At 40.0% G+C, this 17162-nt stretch carries 18 protein-coding genes; 15 read left to right on the top strand and 3 right to left on the bottom strand.

All coding sequences use genetic code 11. From position 1 onward, the window contains the following. The first annotated feature begins 243 nt into the window (after positions 1–243). Positions 244–792 carry a TetR/AcrR family transcriptional regulator gene (locus CD126_RS05425; RefSeq protein WP_103370148.1) on the top strand — a complete coding sequence of 183 codons (549 nt, stop codon included), beginning with the start codon at positions 244–246 and terminating at the stop codon, positions 790–792. Between the two features lie 57 nt (positions 793–849). Here the strand turns inward: CD126_RS05425 and CD126_RS05420 are convergent, their stop codons facing one another. Together CD126_RS05420 and CD126_RS05415 are read right to left on the bottom strand one after the other, a co-directional pair. Continuing rightward, the gene (locus CD126_RS05420; protein WP_049407971.1) at positions 850–2418 is read right to left on the bottom strand and encodes a BCCT family transporter; all 1569 of its coding nucleotides are present in this window, start codon (positions 2416–2418) and stop codon (positions 850–852) included. A gap of 335 nt (positions 2419–2753) precedes the next feature. After that, the gene (locus tag CD126_RS05415; RefSeq protein ID WP_103370147.1) at positions 2754–3890 is read right to left on the bottom strand and encodes an MFS transporter; all 1137 of its coding nucleotides are present in this window, start codon (positions 3888–3890) and stop codon (positions 2754–2756) included. A gap of 189 nt (positions 3891–4079) precedes the next feature. Here CD126_RS05415 and CD126_RS05410 point away from each other — a divergent pair, with 189 nt between their 5' ends. Further along, positions 4080–4250 carry a helix-turn-helix domain-containing protein gene (locus CD126_RS05410; RefSeq protein WP_082143058.1) on the top strand — a complete coding sequence of 57 codons (171 nt, stop codon included), beginning with the start codon at positions 4080–4082 and terminating at the stop codon, positions 4248–4250. A gap of 17 nt (positions 4251–4267) precedes the next feature. Next, positions 4268–4924, top strand: coding sequence for a type 2 periplasmic-binding domain-containing protein (locus CD126_RS05405; RefSeq protein WP_049407968.1), 657 nt, complete (start codon positions 4268–4270; stop codon positions 4922–4924). A 196-nt stretch (positions 4925–5120) separates the two neighbouring features. On the opposite strand, the gene CD126_RS05400 is transcribed toward CD126_RS05405, so the two are convergent. After that, a complete protein-coding gene (locus CD126_RS05400; RefSeq protein ID WP_103370146.1) occupies positions 5121–5912 on the bottom strand; it encodes a glucose 1-dehydrogenase in 792 nt (263 codons plus the stop codon). A gap of 264 nt (positions 5913–6176) precedes the next feature. Between CD126_RS05400 and CD126_RS05395 the strand changes: the two genes are divergently transcribed. The 12 genes from CD126_RS05395 (at position 6177) to CD126_RS05340 (ending at position 17002) form a co-directional block, all read left to right on the top strand. Then, the gene (locus CD126_RS05395; RefSeq protein ID WP_049407964.1) at positions 6177–7115 is read left to right on the top strand and encodes an alpha/beta hydrolase; all 939 of its coding nucleotides are present in this window, start codon (positions 6177–6179) and stop codon (positions 7113–7115) included. 81 nt (positions 7116–7196) lie between these two features. Then, positions 7197–7598 (top strand): hypothetical protein, encoded by a 402-nt coding sequence (locus CD126_RS05390; RefSeq protein WP_103370145.1) that lies wholly within the window; start codon positions 7197–7199, stop codon positions 7596–7598. After that, entirely contained in the window at positions 7591–7902 is a 312-nt protein-coding gene (locus CD126_RS05385) for a hypothetical protein (RefSeq protein ID WP_040806546.1), read from the top strand. The genes CD126_RS05390 and CD126_RS05385 overlap by 8 nt, the downstream gene beginning before the upstream one ends. A 29-nt stretch (positions 7903–7931) precedes the next feature. Further along, positions 7932–8363 carry a hypothetical protein gene (locus CD126_RS05380; protein WP_049407961.1) on the top strand — a complete coding sequence of 144 codons (432 nt, stop codon included), beginning with the start codon at positions 7932–7934 and terminating at the stop codon, positions 8361–8363. 253 nt (positions 8364–8616) lie between these two features. Then, positions 8617–9093: a glycosyl-4,4'-diaponeurosporenoate acyltransferase CrtO family protein gene (locus tag CD126_RS05375; RefSeq protein ID WP_053092840.1), complete on the top strand. Its 477-nt coding sequence runs from the start codon at positions 8617–8619 to the stop codon at positions 9091–9093. 139 nt (positions 9094–9232) lie between these two features. Beyond that, positions 9233–10744, top strand: coding sequence for a phytoene desaturase family protein (locus tag CD126_RS05370; RefSeq protein WP_049407959.1), 1512 nt, complete (start codon positions 9233–9235; stop codon positions 10742–10744). Beyond that, positions 10734–11570, top strand: a complete 837-nt coding sequence (locus CD126_RS05365) for a phytoene/squalene synthase family protein (RefSeq protein ID WP_160313435.1) — start codon at positions 10734–10736, stop codon at positions 11568–11570. Before CD126_RS05370 ends, CD126_RS05365 begins: the two co-directional genes overlap by 11 nt. A 4-nt stretch (positions 11571–11574) precedes the next feature. Then, positions 11575–13032, top strand: a complete 1458-nt coding sequence (locus CD126_RS05360; protein ID WP_049407956.1) for a phytoene desaturase family protein — start codon at positions 11575–11577, stop codon at positions 13030–13032. Beyond that, positions 13029–14063 (top strand): glycosyltransferase family 2 protein, encoded by a 1035-nt coding sequence (locus CD126_RS05355; protein ID WP_049407954.1) that lies wholly within the window; start codon positions 13029–13031, stop codon positions 14061–14063. The genes CD126_RS05360 and CD126_RS05355 overlap by 4 nt, the downstream gene beginning before the upstream one ends. Before the next feature lie 145 nt (positions 14064–14208). Beyond that, the gene (locus CD126_RS05350; RefSeq protein WP_049407953.1) at positions 14209–15051 is read left to right on the top strand and encodes a spr1630 family ClpXP-sensitive toxin; all 843 of its coding nucleotides are present in this window, start codon (positions 14209–14211) and stop codon (positions 15049–15051) included. A 19-nt stretch (positions 15052–15070) separates the two neighbouring features. Next, positions 15071–16234 carry a helix-turn-helix domain-containing protein gene (locus tag CD126_RS05345; RefSeq protein WP_169931249.1) on the top strand — a complete coding sequence of 388 codons (1164 nt, stop codon included), beginning with the start codon at positions 15071–15073 and terminating at the stop codon, positions 16232–16234. A gap of 117 nt (positions 16235–16351) precedes the next feature. Next, on the top strand, positions 16352–17002 hold the full coding sequence (locus CD126_RS05340; protein ID WP_049407950.1) for an SDR family oxidoreductase: 651 nt from the start codon (positions 16352–16354) through the stop codon (positions 17000–17002). Positions 17003–17162 lie beyond the last annotated feature (160 nt).

Genomic DNA, 17162 nt, shown 5'->3' with positions numbered 1-17162 from the left:
GGGTGTAGGGCGACTTTAATGTCAGATAGATAAGGTAATTTTAGTGACGGGAGAGCTAAAGTTGGTTATAGAGGAGACGATAATTTTTGAGGGATTACGACAGTTTTAGAAATATGATGAGTAAACGATAAGCATTTTACGAAAGTGAGTAGATAAAGGTTGTGGCTTGATAAATGATGTTTGTCTGTGATAAATTACGTTTAAACGAAAGACTGAAGATTGATTGCATGAGGAGGCAGGACGGTGAACGCACAATCCCCTGTACAAAAACGCACGGTTCAACATATTATTCAAGTGACGTATGATCTCTTGAATACGCACTATTTCGATATGTTAACCGTTCAACAACTATGCGCAGAAGCGGAGATTAACCGCAGCACATTCTACCGCTACTTTGAGGATAAATATGATTTGTTGTATCATCTTGCGCAGTTTGTAGGTCAAGAATTTGAGAAACGGAAGCTCAGACATAATGATGAATCGAGTTTGAATTCCTTTGCCGCCTACTTTGAAGAGAATAAAGCGATCTTTAAACATGTGCTCTCTTCAGAGCGTTCCGTAGAAGTGTTAAACGAGCTGAAACGCATTCATAGTAAGATATTGAGAGAGGAAGCACGCACAGATGATGACGTATTAGCGCAAAAGATTCGTGAGTCGAGCCAACCTGAAATGTTCTGTGACTTTATCAGCAGTGGCTTGATTGAAATCTTGCGTAACTGGACTGAGAATAAATATGAAGAGGATACGAAGACGTTATTTAAATTTCTTAACGAAATCTTGCATACATTGTAGAGAAACAAAGCCTATGCTGACATACGTTTGAATGCGTATGAGCATAGGCTTTTTAGCTTAGTGCTTCATATGTTTTTCTTGTTCTTTCACGTAGAATTGATGTTGTTTTTCGTTAGGCTGTAAGGATAGTCCTAAGAATTTACGTTCGGCATTGGCGTCTTTGTAAAAAGCAATCATCATCATTATCACAACGATACTGAATGGTAAGGCTGAAATGATTGCGGCGGATTGTAAGGCATCAAGTCCTGTGTCTCCACCTGCTAGGAGTAAGACGTAAGCGATAGCAGCCAAGCCGATACCCCAAACAATTTTAACAAAGCCAGATGGATATAATGTACCAAATGACGTTTGCGAACCGAGCACGTAAGTCGCCGAGTCAGCTGACGTGATGAAGAATGACGAAATCAAGAGCAATGCGACCATCGATAAGATGAAACTCATCGGCAGGTGACTGAAGATACCGAAGAGTTGCGTCTCAGGTGGCATCTCAAAGATCTTCTTGTGCGCTTGACCAACGTGAATGCCTGTCGTACCGAATGCGCTGAACCAAATGACACTCACGATGAACGGAGCGCCTAGCACCGCGATAGCGAATTCTCGGATACTGCGGCCTTTAGAAATACGCGCGATAAAGAGACCGACGAACGGACTCCAGCTCATCCACCAGCCCCAGTAGTTCAGTGTCCATAACTGTAGCCATTTCGATTTCTGATGGTTTAATGGCGCGCTGTCTAAACTGATTTCGAAGAATGAATTGAGATAATGACCTACGCCATTTGTGAGTGTATTTAAGATGAGTACTGTCGGACCAACGATGAAGATCACGATCAGTAGTAGTGCCGCAAAGAACATGTTCAAGTTACTTAAATATTGAATACCTTTGCTGAGACCACTCCAGGCACTGTATAAAAATAGTACAGTGACAATCGCGATGATGATCCCTTGAATGAGTTTATTATTCGGTATGCCAAAGAGATAGTTCAAACCACCATTGATTTGCATAGCACCTACGCCAAGTGATACGGCAACACCGATGATTGTCGCGAAGACGGAGAGTGCATCCACGACATCTCCCATCCAACCTTCGACTTTGTTGCCTAAAATAGGACGTAATGTGCGTGATATCAAGCCTTTTTCGCCTTTTCTAAACTGAGCATAAGCCAGAGCTAATGCCACAATGCCGTAGACTGCCCAAGGATGGAAACCGTAATCAAGGAACGAATACTTGAACGCATCCGCCATTGCTTTCTTCGTCTCAGGATCGGCAGTTGCAGGTGATAAGTAGTCTGAAATCGGTTCAGATGCACCGTAGAAGACAAGACCAATACCCATACCTGCACTGAAGAGCATCGTAATCCAAGAAATGCGATTGAAATCAGGTTTGTCATCCGGCTTTCCTAGCTTCAACTTACCGATAGGGCTGAAGATAAGAAAGGCAAAGAAACCTAAGATTACAGTATAAAGTAGCATGTAGTACCAACCGAAAGTATGTGAAATCCACGTAGCAATGGCACTTGAAACGCGGCCGAATTGATCTGGAAAGATCGCGCCAAGAATAACAAGAATTCCTACAACACTTCCCGCATATATAAAGACATCTGATAACTTACGTCGTTGCGCTTGCAAAATGAAACCCTCCCAATATGTAAAGTCAGATATGCTTACGATAACATACTAGGGATTGAGTTCAATTTATTGCGTTCAACAACTACTAGAAAATTTAATTGATAAGGTCGCGAAATATTAAAAATAACGAGGTGTAGTTCAGTGATGTCTAAATTAGGAGTTTAGGGGTTGCATTCCCGTAAGAAGAGCTAGGATTCATAAGAGTGGAAATCCTTATGAATCCAGATCTCTACTGCGTCTCCAAAAGTATTTTATCTACATTATGTAGCTCAAGGAATGGATTTTCATTAATCTTATATTTTAATTTCACTTAATATCCTAAACTCATATACTAGCTAATTACTTAATTTAATATTTACCATTTGTATGATTGTACCTAATAATGCGATGAAACAAGCAGCATAGATTAATATATTGACTGACTGTGTTTGTGCAAGTACAAGGCCACCTAAGGCAGAACCGATCGCACTGCCTAGATAATTTAAAGAACTATTTAATGCTACAGATGTGGCACCGTGTTCTGGGTGCTTATCTAGTAAAATATGTTGTTGAGGTGCTTGAGTCGCCCATCCCATAGCTCCCCATATAATAAAAGGAATTAAATTAAGTAGGGGTATGTGAATCAACAACGGAATTAAAATAATACTTAGCGTTAAAATCCCCATAATACTAAGTATTACAAAATTAGTATTTTTAAATTTGTCTAAGATAATCCCTATTCCAAAACTACCTATAAGACCTCCAATACCCCAACTAGTAAGAAATAAAGAGATATTTAGAGGTGATAAAAAGGTGCTAATTACGTCCGCTAAGTAAGTGTAAAGACCCAAACTAGCAATGGCAGCACAAATCGTAACTGATACCACACGTAATACATGCGTGTTGAGAAATAATTTAAAACGTGCACTTAAACTTGGAGGAGCGGGCATTTTAAAGTTAGAAAGTGAAAATAAAATACCTACTAAAGCTACTACACCTAGAAGAATAATGATAATGATTGAGATTCTCCAATCAAAAATTCTAGCTAATTGTAAACCTACTGGCACACCTATAACAGTTCCTACACTCATGCCTCCGACAGTAAAAGCGAGTGCTTTACCTTTATGGTGAGATGGAACTAAATAACCTGCTGAACTAATAGCCATAGGTGAAAATAAACCAGCGCCGAGTCCGGCGATACAACGCGAAATAATATAGATCGTGTAGTTCGGTGATAGTGCAGTTAATATATTAGCCCCAGTAAACAATATTAATGCTACTATCAGACTCTTCTTAACTGGCATTTTTGCTAATAAAGTTGAAAATAAGGGAGCAGACATAGCGAAACATAAGGTAAACACTGTTACACCTTGTCCTACTTCAGAACTCGATTTATGAAAATCTTGGCCAATGTCTGGTAATAAACCTGCAACAATATATGTATCCATGCCTAACGCAAACATTCCTAAAGTTAAAACCCATATCTTTCTCATATCACATTATCCTCTCAAATTAATATAATCATGTTATGGTTTTTATAGATTAAACACACATATAATTAAGTAATGATTCTCGATGTTAAGATTGAGCTCATAATGTAAGACTAGTAATAAAACCTGTTATTAGGAATAATAATTTAGTTCTACAGGGGTTTAACCAAAAGTTAAAAGAGAGGTCATCACATGCATTTAGATTATATTGAGGATTTAAAGAGAGTGGCTGAGTTACAAAGTATGAACAAGGCGGCGCAATATTTAAATATCAGTACGCCAGCGTTGAGTAAAAGAATTAAAAGTGTAGAAAATTATTTTGAATGCAAGCTCTTTTACAGAAATGCTAAAGGAATATTTTAACAGAAGCGGGAGAAACAGTGTTACTAAAGTTAGTTAACATACATAAGGAAATGCGCAATTTAAAGCGTGATATTAGTAAAATGACTACTTCAAAAGTGAAAGTGGGCGTATTACCCAGTTATTTCTTATATCAATTAGAAGACACATCGAGTCGCATATTAGATAAAGATTTAACTATAAATGTGGAAAGTACGACTCAAATATTACTATCTCGTTTATATGAAACGAAAATTGATGCATTGATTGGAGATATAGAGTCCGTTAAAGAGGACGATTTATATTACAAAGCTTTATATTCTGAGGGATATAATCTTATTTGTTCAAGAAACTTATCTGAATCATTTAAAGAAGATGTAGAGGTTGAAGAAATAAATGAAGGCACACTTTTCGTATTAAATCCTCCATGTGACACGTTGAATTTTATTAGAGATAATCTCAACGTTAGTAACATGAATTTAGAATATAAAGATAACCTAGACTCTATTTTAGCTAATGTAAAAATGGAAAAGGGTTATACGATTCTTCCTGACTCCTTAAGATTTAAGGCAGACAAATTAAATTTAGATTATGTGAAGATTAAATATAAGAAAAGAGATGTGGGAATAGTAAGTTATAACAAATGTATGGTGCAGAGTGTTTATGATATGTTATCTCGTAATTTAAAAGAGGAGTAGAATAATTATTTGTGAGAACCTTAGACTATTTTAAGTTAGAATTATATTTGTTTTCCAGACGACTCGACACGCTAGATAGATAAAGGCTACAACGAAAATCCATTCTTGGAGCTCACTGAGCGAGAAGAATTAGTTGAGTGTAGCCCTATTAGCAAGGGAGAGTCGTCAAGAAAACAATAATTTTATTCACTAAATCCTATCCTTTTCCACCCATAAAGGCAGGATAGTTCGTCATACCACCATCTACATAAATCGTCGTGCCATGAATATAGCTCGCTAAATCGGAAGCTAAAAACAGTGCAGTGTTAGAAATATGATGCGGTTTACCAATTTCACGCGCCGGAATCATCTTCAACGTCTCTTCACGCGTCTCTGGATCATCAAATTTCTCACTCGTACGTTCAGTCATAATCGCACCTGGTGAAATATTATTAATGCGAATACCGTGTTGCGCATATTCCATCGACATCGTTTCCATCATTAGCTTCACGCCACCTTTACTAGCGGCATAGCTGACATAGTTTGGCCAAGGAATGGTGTCGTGTACGGAAGAAATATTAATGATGACACCTTTCTTATCCTCACTCAAGAACTGCTTGATCGCCGCTTGAGAACCTAAGAACGCACCCGTCAAATTGACGTCTGTCACTTTCTGCCAATCTTTGAGTGACATTTCATGCGTTGGGATAGGTTGCTCGTAACCTGCGTTATTGATGAAGATATCGAGCGTGCCAAATTGCTTCACTGTTTCTTCGATGAGATGAGCCATGTCCTCTTCTTTCGTCACATCACCTTGGACTTGGATGGCTTGTCCACCTGCATCTTTAATGGTTTGAATCGATTTTTTAACCGTCTCATCATGGTTGGCACTGCGCACGTTCAATACGACTTTCGCTTTCGACTTACCGAAGGCTTGTGCCATGTCGGCGCCGAGTCCACTTCCTGCGCCTGTGATGATGACTACTTTATCTTCAATATCTGTAAACATTACTTTTCCTCCTTAGCTAAACTACGCTATTTTAGGTAAAATGAGCGCGTTATAGCTCACGTTTATTAAAATTTGTAGAAGTCATTTTAACAACTTCATAATTACCTGTTCTATTACAGTATTCCCCAGTTAAAGAGGGATTATAACTTACCTCGGGAAAATTTTACTCAAAGCCTATTCCAATATAGCGGGAGGGGTACGGATGGGGTATAATAAACGTTAAAGGTTTAGAAAATTCAGATTCGAAATCAAGGTGAAAGATAAATGGAGTTAAGTAAAGGTTTGGCTGCGTATCGTATGCAGATGAAAGAGGCGATAGGGTTGGATATCCTTGACCACGGTTTCACCAAGGAAGAAAGTGAGCGCATCTTCGACTATGTGCATCAATTTCTGCCTGAAGTGGCACATGTTGAGGCGCGGACGATCAATCCAACTGGAGAACAGGATATACATATGCGAATTTATACGCCAATGACGTTAAAAACGAGACGGGCAGTCGTTCTCTATCACGGTGGAGGATGGCGTGGCGGTTCGCTCGATACGATAGAATTGCCTGCGCGAGAACTTGCGGAACGGCTTGGTTGTAAAGTCTTCTCTGTGACTTATCGACTTGCGCCTGAACACAAGTTTCCTCGAGGATTGGAAGATTGCTATCAAGCTGCACTGTGGATTGCTGAACATGCGCAAGATTATGATGTTGATCCAGAATATCTCATGGGTGTAGGCGAAAGTGCAGGTGCCAACCTCGTCACTGCAGTAGCAATGAAGCTTGAAGATGAGCAAGCGAACTTTCAATTTGATAAAGTCGTGCTCTTTTACCCAGCACTAGATGGACGCGTGTTGACGAATCGCGATGAAGAGAACTATCCAAGTATGAATCGCTTCAAAGATGGTCCGCAGATTTCACGCGCCTCCATGCAAAGTTGTTATGAGATGTATGTGGAGGATACGCAAGATGTTGATCATCCATACGTGTCACCTGTATTAGCACAGGATTTATCAAATTTTCCACAAACAATGATCTACGCTGCCGAACTCGATCCGCTCTGTGATGAAGGGGTAACATTTGGCCACAAATTGGCTGATCATGGCGTGGAGGTAACGACGAAAGTCATGCCGAAACTCATTCACGCTTTCTTCCTCTATCCACTAGAGGAGTTAGACGCCGTTTATCGAGAACTCAACGATTTCATCCAAGCATAGAAGTAAGATATCATCGAAGACAAGGAGAGGGACAAGATTAACATACTGAGAATCACAACTATTGCCTTAGCGATTGCGCTCGTGACACAATTAGTCAAAGTTCATTTGACTGACCATCATAAGAACCACGAATGGACGAGCTATGTGGAAGAACAACATGAGCGCATTGAGTTATACACGCGTTACAACTATGAACATGTTGACGACCTAGATATGAAATTAGGGAAACTTCGAGATCGTCAGACCACACCGTCATTAACGGTGAAAGTTCGCGTCAATCATAGTTGGAAGCATTATTTAGACGTCCATCTGACGCAGGATACGCCATTTGATGGCAAGTCCGTCCAAAGTAGTCCTGCACTTCACAAGTGGCAGCGTCACAGTCGACTAGCGACGGTAGATGAGATTGTCGAAACGATGCACGCCAAATCTGTGACCGATGCTTTAGAACAGCTCAAGAAAGAGGGTGCGCACCATGACTAGGCTCCAATATATTATGCGAAGAGGGATGGGTATTGTCGGCATTCTCTTCGTTATCTATACGGTCGCAGTGCTACTCTTGCTGTTCGCTAATCTAATCGCGTTATTCTTTATGCCGCTGATGATCTTTCTGTTAAAAGCCTGGTGCTTGAAAGCAGCAATCTTTGTTGTAATCGGAGCAGTTGTGGCCGTGATTAACTCGTTTATTCGAGAGACGAAGTATCATTCTCAAAGTATTCTGCTGTTATACTGCATTACGTTATTTTGTTTAGTGATGGCAACTGAGATTATTAAACACATTAACTGATTCTAGGAGCGATAGAGGAGGTTATAGTTGTGCCACGCGACAAGAGATTCTATCTATATTACGTACTTTGGTGTATTGCTTTGACCCTGATGTTGTACGTCATATTTGTAATTGTGGATCATCTATTCCACATGCATCTTGCGGGATTACTTTTAAATTTAGATTTCTTGCTGGATCCTGCCCACACACCATTTGTAGTTGAGTTATTCTGTCACTTATGTATTACGCTTGTGATATTAGCTGCGAGCTTGTGGGTCGATCGCCGTCGAGGATGGAACTTTAAACTTTGGCTCGGCATCTTAGCTGTCTTTTTCATTGTCCTTTACCCATTGATGATAGGGCTATCTCAGCGAGCGATATTCCAATATCACTTCGGTGCGCATGTGTTATGGATCGTCGGCCACTTCATCTTTCTAGGCTTGATGGCAGGCGTAGTGAAGCACAGTAGACGCTTTGAGTAAGGGGATTCGAGCCTAGGACGATGTTGGTAAAATGTTTGATGGCTGCAAGAATTTTTAAAAGATTTTTGACAAACTGATATTTTTCAACAAAATAGGGTAATACTATATCTAAGTGGAATAAGAGAACTTAATTTAGATACTAATTCACATACGTTAATGGGACGAGGTGATTAATTATTTGATGACAAATAGTTAATCACTCGTCCCTTTTCACTCAAAAGGAACTAAATTGTGCTAAAGAGAGTTGAGGAAGATGAAACGATTAGTGCTGAAAAATATAGTAGGATGGTTTCTCGTACATATGATTGTATCGATAGGGGTAGCACTCATCCCGACCCAGCAACTTCGACGCATACGTCCTTACTTTCGCAACTTTAGAAATGAAGCGGATGTGCTAAAGCGTTATCTACATATTCGCCGATGGAAAGATCAATTACCCGAAAGTTCTCAATTTCTCTTCTTAAGTTATGATAAATCTCACTTTAACGAACATACTGAGGATTTAGTCGAACGCTTTCTTCTCGAAGTCAATCGTGCGGAACTGACACATTGGCTTTCGATGGCGCCTTTTCCGCTCTTCTTCTTGTGGAACCCGCCTCGTTATCGCGCCATTCATGTTGTTTACGCTGTGATGAGCAATCTGCCATTTATTTTAGTACAACGTTATAATCGCATACGACTTGAACGTGTGCTTAAGAAGATGAACCAACGTCACTCTAATGCGCCATAACTGAAATCGTTATAGAGTGAAGTGGGAGGCCACGATATTTCTTAGTCATTTTACCCCTCGTAAGTAACTGAAGTGAATCGCGTTCAACATACGGCAACAACGCTTTAACAAGTCTATCTCGCAATGAAAGGATGATAATGTGACCCGTGTAATTGTCATTGGCGCTGGTGTAGCAGGATTAGCTAGTGCGATAAGACTGCAGAACGAAGGTTATCAAGTCACGATTGTGGAGAAGCAATCTCACGTCGGTGGAAAGATGAATCGCGTGGACTTTGATGGCTATACCTTTGATTTAGGGCCCACCATAGTTATGATGCCTGAGCTTTATCGTGAAATCTTTGAACTCACAGGCGTAGATGCGGACGACTATATCCCGATGAGACGTTTAGATCCTATGTATAGTAGCTACTTCGATCATGGTCAAACGCGTTTCGAAGTCTCGAATGATTTGGTTAAGATGCGCGAGATGTTTGAATCTGTGAGCGAAGCGGATGCAGCAGGCTTTCTGCGTTATCTCAGTGATTTATACTCACGCTTTCTGACAGCGAAGGATTACTTTCTTCAACGGTCCTTTAATCGTAAAAGAGATTTCTACAACTTTACCACTTTGTATCAAGGCATGAAGTTAAAAACGTTAAATAGTGCAGAGAAGTTGCTTCAAAAATATATTTCAGATCAACGTATGCGTCAGATGATCAGCTTTCAAACGCTGTATATTGGTATTTCTCCACATAAAGGGCCATCACTCTATACGATTATTCCTCTCATCGAATTTGTTTATGGCGTGTGGTTTATTCAAGGGGGCATGCGTACGATGGCTGAAAGTATGGCACGCCGGTTTAAAGAGATGGGCGGCGATATTCAACTCGAAACACCAGTTACAGACATTTGCGTGTCAGAGGGCATAGTTCAAGGTGTCCAAACCCCAGAAAGCAGATTGGCGTCAGACATTGTCTTGTGTAATGCAGACTTCCCATATGCGATGAAATATTTATTAGAGGAACCCCAACACAAAGGGAACTATCCAGACAAGAAGATAGATCGCATGGACTACTCTTGTTCTTGCCTGGTGTTCTATTTTGGTATGGATCAGAAATTTAATGCGCTATCGACTGTTCACAACTTCGTCTTCTCTGAGAATTTAGACCGCAATATTCATCAAATATTCGAGGGCGACGTCATTACTGATCCATCTCTATATTTTTATGTCGCATCGCAATTAGATCCGTCACTTGCACCTGAAGGGAAAGACGGTATTTATGTGCTGATGCCAGTGTCGAATACGCAAGTAATGAAGTATCAGTGGACGGAAGCAATGACGGACTATTATCGTCAGAAAGTATTGGATAAAATGTCAGAGCTCCCAGAGTTTGAACGCTTTGCGCAACATATTCAGTCAGAGCGTGTAACAACGCCTAAAGATTTCGAACAAGACTTCAATGCCTATTACGGTGCTACATTTGGTTTAATGCCGACATTGGCGCAAAGTAATCATTTACGCCCTCAAAGTAAATCGGCTAACGTGCGCGGACTTTACTTCACGGGAAGCAGTACACACCCTGGCGCTGGTGTGCCGATCGTCTTATTATCGGCGAAGATTGCTGTAGAGGAGATTTTAAAAGATGCACGAGGAGGTCATTATGAAAAATAGAGATTTGGCTTACTGTGAACGTGTGATCAAACAACATTCGAAATCGTTCTATTACGCCTTCTCCCAATTGCCGAAACAAGACCGTTTAGCCGTGTATGCGATTTATGCGTTTTGTCGTATGTGTGATGATGCGGTAGATGAAGAACAAGGGTCGATTGATCAAATTCAACGCGAACTTGATCATTTTAAACGAGGAAAGGTAGTTGATCATCCTGTATGGAGAGCGCTTGCGTGGGTACACGAACGTTATGAGATCAACACTGACTTTTACGATGAGCAGATAGAAGGGCAACGAATGGATTTGATGTTCAAGCAACCTGAGACGTTTGAAACGCTAGTGATGTATTGTGAGAAAGTCGCTGCGTCGGTTGGCGGGATGTTACTGCCGATATTGAGCCATGAAGTTGATGCGCAACGTTATGCTCAGGCGCGTCGTCTGGGTGTCGCGATGCAGTTGACGAATATATTGCGCGATGTGGGAGAAGACTATCGTGATTTGCAGCGTATCTATTTGCCACGTCAAATGATGGCACACTATGGTGTGACGGAACCGCAAATTGCACAAGGACAAGTGACAAATGGCTTTAAGCAACTCTTTGAAGCGCTGGCGGTTGAAGCGGAAACACGTTACAAGCAATTTCGTGATGAGTTGTCACATTATAAGAGGGAAGCGAGACTGCCGGTATGCTTATCGGCGACCGTGTATGGAGAAATTCTCAATGTGATTCGCGAACATCATTACGATTCACTTTCTCAACGACATGTCGTACCTCGCAGTCGTAAGCAAGCGTTATATCGTAAAGAGAAACATAATGTAGGAGGTTGAGATCATGCCTAGCAAAGTAGTAGTTATCGGTGGCGGATTAGGCGGAATGTCTGCGGCGATTACGTTGCGTCAACGCGGCTTTGAAGTCACGTTATATGAGAAAAATGATCATCTCGGAGGCAAGCTTAATCGTCGTGAACAGGACGGTTTCGGTTTTGATTTAGGGCCTTCACTCTTGACGATGCCTAAAGTGATGGAACGGCTATTTAAGCGCAGTGATAGAGAGATGCGTGATTATGTGGACATTACTGAAATCCCCTTACAATGGCGTGCCTTCTTTCCTGATGGTGCAAAGATTGATTTGTACCAAGATCTCGAACGTATGCAAACGGCGTCGCAATTATCAGAGCGTGATATGTCTGAGTATCGCCAATTTCTTAACTACGCCGGCCGATTAGATCGTTTAACGGAACAAGGATATTTCCGACATGGTCTCGATAACTTACGCCAAGTGATACGTTATTATGGACCGTTCAAAGCGCTACAATTCGATGTCTTTCGGACGATGCAACAAGCGATTAATCACTATATTAGTAATGCACATTTACGAGATATGTTGGGATATTTTATTAAATACGTCGGCTCCAGTGCCTACGATGCGCCAGCAGTATTGAACATGATGGCACATATGCAACATGAACAGGGCGTTTGGTATGTCCAAGGTGGTTTGCATAAACTGGCACAAGGAATGGAACAACTTGCGCGCGATATTGGTGTTCAGATAGAACTGAATGCTGAAATTACCCATGCCACGACAGAGAAAGAGCGTATTGAAAGTCTCGTAGTCAATGGGCAGACTGTGAGTGCCGATGTGTTCATTTCGAATATGGAGGTACTACCATTTTACCGTCATATCCTTGATTATACGCCGAAACAACTTAAGAAATGGGAACGCAAATTCCCACCGGCTAGCTCTGGCTACGTCATGCATCTCGGTTTGGATAAGCAATATTCGCAACTTGCGCATCATAATTTCTTCTTCTCTAAAGATTCAAAGCGCAATTACAAGCAAGTCTTTCATGATAAGATGTTACCGACGGATCCGACGATTTACCTCGTCCATACGACTTCGACAGATGCAACGCAAGCACCTGAGGGTTCTGACAACTTGAAGATCCTGCCTCACATTCCTGCAGGAGCATCCTTTACTGAGGCGAGTTACCAACGTTTCCGTGAACGTGTCTTAGCCAAATTAGAGGCGATGGGACTTGAAGGTTTACGGTCGCACATTGTCTCAGAGTATACGTTGACGCCAGATGACTTACACGCACTCTATTATTCTGATGGGGGTTCCATCTATGGCACGCTGTCAGATCGTCGATTGAATCGAGGGTTTAAGCACCCTAAGCGGTCTGAAGTGGTCGATAATCTATACTTTGTAGGTGGCACTGTTAACCCTGGTGGAGGTATGCCGATGGTCGTGCTCAGCGGTCAGCAAGTCGGTGAGATGATTCCCGAATGAAGCGATTACTCTTTCTGATATTTTGCAGTTTGCCACTCATATTGCTGGGTCGAGCGCGCTATATTCAGTCTACGCATTCAGATGTCAGACGTCAGGTGTCGATTATCATTCCTGCACGAAACGAAGCACATCGTCTTCCTCGGTTGTTGAAGTCGATTCGTCGTCAGCAACAAGTAGAGGTAGAAGTCATTGTAGCGGATGACCAGTCGACGGATAACACACGAGCGATTGCGCATGAATATGGTACAGATGTTGTCGATGTTGAGCCTCACACTTGGTCAGGTAAAAGTTACGCTTGCTACGTCGGGGCTCAAATAGCACATCATGAACGCTTATTATTTATGGATGCGGATACCTTTTTTACTCATCCCTACGCATTGAAAGATTTCCTGGGAAATGGTCAAAGTCAGGGCGTATTGAGTGTGCAACCTTATCATGAAACAGGTGGTGCCTTGGAGCGACTCGCTTCTGTTTTTAATATTGTTACGGTAGTCGGTATGAATATCTTTAGTCTCTTGCCTCATATGCAGACGTCTTGTTTATTTGGTCCAGTCATGTTGACCCATCGAGAAGATTATTGGCGTATCGGAGGTCATCGTGTGGCGAAAGATGCAGTGATGGAAGGTGAGGCGTTGTATCGAGCGTATGCACGAGCCGGGATACCTATCGATTTGCGTTTAGGAAAAGGTTATGTTCACTTCCGTATGTATCACAGTCTCTCAGAAATGGTGCGAGGATTTCGTAAGCACATCGCAGTCGGTTCAAGTCAAACGCATCCATGGGTAATGACGTTAGTTATGCTGTGGCTAAGTGGAAGCATGATTGCGGTGGCGTCACGTCGGTTATCAGCTCTCCTGTGTTATGGTTTGAGTTTCTTTGTTTTAAGCCGACGTGTCATTTCAACACGTCTCAGTTCTATAGTTACGTTTCCACTACATGTGCTGTTTTTCTTCTACGTTTACGGTTTGTCTTGGTACAGCACAAAGCTACGTAAACAAGTAGAGTGGAAAGGACGACATATTGAGTTATAGAATGGTTCATTGAAGTCTAGCTCGTAGTGTTGGGAATGCTGCGGGCTGGTTTTTAAAATGTGAAGCATCACTGCTTTCGAGATTGGATACATAGTCAATAGATGACAATATCAACCTGTGAGATAAAAAGATTTGAGATGTTGTATTGAGTATTGAATTTATAATAGATTTCTTCAAAGGAATGAAGTATGATAACTCTAAACTTATTCAGAAAGGAAGGTCAGACACCACGAACACGCTTGAACATCGATTTAAACAAGAATTAGTCAAAGGGATTATTAAAGGTTATAAAGACTATATTCAAGTACGCAAAAATGCTAACGAAACTTTGAAAATCAGTGATGCATATTGTTACGTTAAAGGAAATCATATTGAGAATCAGATTGCGATTCATTTAGAACACTTATTTGAGCATTCTAAAAAGAAAGCAGGATTTAGTTGGAAATTTCTAGAGTTTATGAAGATTGATGATAGTGATAATCATGTTTTTTCATTTGTTGTAAAAAACGAAAGGTACTTTAATGAAAATAGAGTTTCATATGGAAGAAACCCTTTCCAAGAAGAAACTAATGAAAAGAAATATTTAAAAGAACTTATAAACAAGAATAAAGATGTAAATACAGAGCGAGTTAGAAGTAATTTTAAGAAGAGTTATCAACTAGATGCTAATGAATTGTTGTTTAATGAGAGAAAAGAAGAAAGAAAAGCAAATTTCTATATAATAACTTATAACATAGAGTTAACATCTGAAAAATCCTCATCGATAAAAATTTGGTTACCTATTCCTGAAACAAATACTGCCGAGTTAATTGAAGATTTAACTTCTATAATGAATAAAGTAATAGAGATTAAAGGATATAATATTAGTGAAGAAGAGATAGAGTTTTTAAAATTTATTCAAGATGAACCAATAAAAGCAGAAAAATCTGAAAGTGTGTTTACTGTGATATTAGATGATAAGGAGAAAGAGCAAAACGAGGAAGAATAAACGAAAGTGTGATGAACTTATGTTCTACGGGGAAAATTTAGAAGCGATTAGACTATTGAATAATAAAAGTCGAAGTGACATTGCTAAGAAATTAAAGGTTAATGAACAAACAATTTGGCAGTATGAAACGGGGCGACTGACACCTAATCTAGGTAAAGTTTTTACCTTGGCATGTATATTTAATGTACAAACACAATACTTCTATTCAGATTCACCAATGATAGGTCAGCTTGGTTTAGTTAAGAAAGATTCTATTTTTTATTCTTATAAGGAAAGTGAATATATTAAACCAAGAGAAATCGACCCCCAATATTACGAAGCAAATACATTCAGTACGCTCACTCAATTTATAATGAGTTACTTTCGCTACTATGAAACGATTTTGAAAAAGATAATTATTGAGATAGATAAAACACGCTCGAAAGAAATCAGTAGAGAAGATTTTATTAAACAGGCGGCTCATATAGCTAGAAGTTACATCACTAATGGAGAATTCAATGAAGAATTATTATTAGATTTTGAAAAAGCAGGAGTAATGGTCTATGAAAGAAGCTCACTTGATATTGTAAAATCCTATAGTTTTTGGGATTCGGCAGGACATCCTCATATAATAATGTGCAACCTGAACAGAGCGGTAGGAAATCAAAATTTAGATCTTGCTTATGAATTAGGATATTTATTACTTAATAGGCATGCTGAATTAACTATGGCTTCTGGTGATGACTTCGAGATATTAAATAGAAATGCCTTTGATTTCACGCGCCATTTTTTATTGCCTCAAAGTGAACTGATTAAAGCGTGTCAACCGTATAAAAGGATTACGTGGCGCGTATGGGAGAAAATAGCACAAAAATGGAAAGTTCCTATCTCATTAGTTACACTGCACGCACGAAAAGCGGGTATTATCTCTTATAAGCAGTACTGTTATTATGAAGGTAAGATACACGATGGAACACTTTCAAGTAAAAAACAGTCACGGGCGAGACAAGCTTTAAAAATGAAAAGTCTTTTAAATCTTATGATTAAAAGAGGCATCATTTCATCAGAATACGTATTTAATTATTTTAAAATAGAAAATGCATTTCTGAAGAGGCTCATATCAATCGATTTAACGCGTTATGATAATAAACCAACCCTAGTTAATTCTAACATCATTAATTATGAGACCTTGGTTCAGAAGTAACGTTAGATTGAGAACATTTTAATCTCGCCCTAAATATCGGTCTATGTTTACTCCGATATAAAGGTGGTAGTTAAATAATATGTACGTGCATATATTATAAAAGGAGTGATTTAGAAGATGGAAATCTTAGTTATCGGTGCAAACGGCGCTGTAGGTAGAAAAGTTATTGCGCAACTTAAAGAAACAGGACATCACTCTATCGCATTAGTACGCAAGGAAGAACAAGTATCAGAGTTACGTGAAATTGGTGCAGACCGTGTCATGGTTGGAGATCTTGAAGAGGATTTCTCTGATGCATTTAAAGATGCTGAAGGTGTAGTCTTCGCCGCAGGTTCAGGTGGCAGCACAGGTGCTGACAAGACAATGATGGTTGACCTATGGGGTGCGAAGAAAGCAGTTGACTATGCGAATAAATATCATATTAAACGTTTCGTACAACTCAGTGCGACAGATAGCCTTCATCCTGAAGAAGAGTCAGAAGTTATGAAACCTTATGCGGTTGCTAAACACTTCTCAGACTTATACATTGAAGACTCTGGATTAAACTACACAATCGTACATCCTGGACCACTTCAAGACGATGAAGGTACAGGTAAGATTGAAGTATCAACAGAATTAGAAGACGATCCTAGCAGCTACAAGATTCCTCGCGAAGATGTAGCTACAGTGCTTGTTAATGCATTGGATACAGAAGAAGTAGAGCACAAACATATCTTTATTCAATCTGGTGAAACACCAGTCTTAGAAGCACTTACAGGAGCTAAATAAATAAATTTACTAGAAACTCATAGGACGTAGACACTATGCTTATCCGTTATGTTAGGTAGGTGATGCTCGACGTCTTATGAGTTTTTTCTGTTTTAGTAACGCTTCCTCTCTGCCAATTGTTAAAAAGGATAACCCCTCCACTTCCCATCAAAACAATATA

Source organism: Staphylococcus pettenkoferi (assembly GCF_002902685.1).
Taxonomy (GTDB): Bacteria; Bacillota; Bacilli; order Staphylococcales; family Staphylococcaceae; genus Staphylococcus; species Staphylococcus pettenkoferi.
This window is presented reverse-complemented; position numbering and strand designations above follow the sequence as displayed.